Here is a 2,652-nt window from a genome sequence, read left to right on the forward strand (position 1 = left end):
GATCGCCGACGAGTGGCACGACGAGTTCATGGAGTTCACCGACAGCGAGGTGGTGGTCGTCGGCGGCGGCGAGATCGGCTACCACGTCGCCCGACTGCTCTCCGATCGCGGCGTCTCCGCGCGCCTGCTCGAACAGGACGCCGACCGGGCCCGCTGGCTGGCAGAGGAGCTCCCGGACACGATGGTGATGGAGACCGACGCCACCGACATCGAGTTCCTCGAACGCGAACACATCGGCGACGCCGAGGTGATCGTCTCCGCGCTCGACTCCGACGAGAAGAACCTCCTCGCCTCGCTGCTGGCCGAACGGGTCGGCACCGAGCGCAGCGTCGCCGTGATCGACCAGTCGGAGTACGTCGACCTGTTCGAGGCGGTGGGCATCGACGTGGGCATCAACCCCCGCGAGGTGGTCGCCGAGGAGATCACCCGGTTCACCCGGGCCGGCGGCGCCGAGAACGTCGCGCTGGTCGAGAACGGGCTGGCGGAGGTGCTGGAAGTCGAGGTCGACGAGGACAGCCCGCTGGTGGGCAAGCCGATCCGGGAGTCGATCCACTCGCTGCCCGCCGACGTGGTGATCGGCGCCATCACCCGCGGCGGGGAGTACGTCGTCCCCCGCGGAGGGACCGAACTCGAAGCCGGCGACCACGTCGTGCTGTTCGTCGAGACCGAGCACGCTGACGAGGTCTCCGCGGCGCTGTGACGGCGACGGCCTTCCCCGCTTGAGGCCGCTCCCGAAACAGTAGCTTGAAGCGCCGAACGCCTCACACTCCGAAACAACCGTGTCGATACGCGTCGATTACCGCGCCAGCCTGAGCCTCGTCGGGACGGTGCTGAAGTACCTCTCGGTCCCGCTGCTGCTTCCGGTGGTCGTCGCGCTGGTCTACGGCGAGACCCTCGCCCCGTTCCTGCCCACCATCGCGATCACGCTCGCGGTCGGGTTGGGGCTTGAACGGCTCGCCCCGGAGCCGGACATCGGGAGCCGCGAGGGGTTCCTGATGGTGGCGACCACGTGGATCGCGGTCGCCCTCGTCGGGACGATCCCGTACCTGATCGAGGCCCACGGCATCCCGCTGCTCGTGGAGCCGATCCACCCCGGATCGACGCTCGGCAACCCCGTGAACGCGCTGTTCGAGTCGATGTCGGGGTTCACCACCACCGGCGCGACGGTGCTGGGGAGCATCAACGTCACCGATCACACCCGGGGGGTGATGATCTGGCGCCAGCTCACCCAGTGGCTCGGCGGGATGGGGATCGTCGTGCTCGCGGTCGCGATCCTGCCGGAGCTCTCCGTCGGCGGCGCACAGCTGATGGACGCCGAGGCGCCCGGCCCGGGGATCGAGAAGCTGACGCCGAAGATCGCCGAGACCGCCCGCGTGCTCTGGGGCGCCTACCTCGCGATCACGGTGGTCGAGATCCTGCTGCTGTACGGGCTCGACCTCGCCGGGATGGCCGGTCCGAACATGGACGCGTACAACGCCGTCGCCCACGGGCTGACGACGATGCCGACCGGCGGATTCTCGCCGCAGGCCCGCAGCATCGAGGCGTTCTCGGCGGCGGTCCAGTGGGTCATCATCCCCTTCATGGTGATCGCGGGCACCAACTTCGCGCTGATCTGGCAGGCGATCGCCGGCTCCCCCCGCGAGCTGTTCGATGACACCGAGTTCCGCGGCTTCCTCGGCGTGATGGCGGTGCTGACGGCCATCGTCAGCGGGCTGCTGTTCACCGGCGGGTTCGCGTCGGGCGTCCCCGAGGGCGCGACGTTCGACGCCGCCTACCTGTCGGAGACCGTCGCCACGATCAGCGGCAACCTCGAACCGACGGTCCGGCACGCGCTGTTCCAGACCGTCTCGATCGTCACCACCACCGGCTACGCCAGCATGGACTTCGACACCTGGGCGCCGCCGGCGCAGTACGCCCTGCTGTTCGCGATGTTCGTCGGCGGCTCCGCGGGCTCGACCGGCGGGTCGATCAAGGTCGTCCGCTGGATCGTCGTCGCAAAGGTGCTCCGCCGCGAACTGTTCACGACCGCCCACCCCGAGGCGGTCCGCCCCGTCCGACTGGGCGGGACCGCGCTCGACGACCGCGCTATCCGTGGAATCATGGCGTTTACGCTGCTGTACGTCGTGATCTTCTTCCTCGGGGCGCTGGTCCTGTTCCTCGACGTCGCCCGCGCGGGCGTCGACTTCACCGTGTTCGAAGTGATCTCGGGGACGGCCTCCACGCTCGGGAACGTGGGGCCGGCGTTCTACCGCCTCGGCCCGATGGGCGGCTACATCGGCTTCCCCAACAGCTCGAAGCTGTTCATGGTGGCGCTGATGTGGGCCGGCCGGCTGGAGATCATCCCGCTGCTGGTCTGTCTGATGCCGGAGTACTGGCGGCGCTGAGGGGCGCTACTCCCCGTCGCCGGCGTCCTCTTCGGCGGCGTCGCCGCTCTCCTCGCTCTCGTCGCTCGTTTCCGGCGCCTCGGCGGCGTCCAGATCCTCGATCTCCGAGCCGGGCGCGTTCAGCTTGAACCGATCGACCGCGTCCTCGGCCTTGGACTTCTCCGCGTAGCCCTCGCTGCCGGTCGCGACGATCTGGCCGTTGCGGTGGCGGAGCCGCCAGCGGAACTCGCCGCCGTTGTCCTCGTACACCTCGAACGCCGCGCGGCCG

Annotated in this window: 3 protein-coding genes; 2 read left to right on the plus strand and 1 reads right to left on the minus strand. The window is 69.4% G+C overall.

What is annotated here, in order from left to right; translation table 11 throughout:
* Nucleotides 1-700, plus strand: a 700-nt coding sequence (locus tag ACFR9S_RS03375; protein WP_379818065.1) for an NAD-binding protein, incomplete at its 5' end; no start/stop codon positions are given.
* Between the two features lie 79 nt (nucleotides 701-779).
* Nucleotides 780-2,384, plus strand: a complete 1,605-nt coding sequence (locus tag ACFR9S_RS03380) for a TrkH family potassium uptake protein (RefSeq protein ID WP_379730653.1) — start codon at nucleotides 780-782, stop codon at nucleotides 2,382-2,384.
* 6 nt (nucleotides 2,385-2,390) lie between these two features.
* Here ACFR9S_RS03380 and ACFR9S_RS03385 read toward each other — a convergent pair.
* Nucleotides 2,391-2,652, minus strand: a 262-nt coding sequence (locus tag ACFR9S_RS03385; protein ID WP_379818066.1) for a YegP family protein, incomplete at its 5' end; no start/stop codon positions are given.

This window comes from Halolamina salina, from assembly GCF_042678005.1.
GTDB classification, from domain to species: Archaea; Halobacteriota; Halobacteria; order Halobacteriales; family Haloferacaceae; genus Halolamina; species Halolamina salina.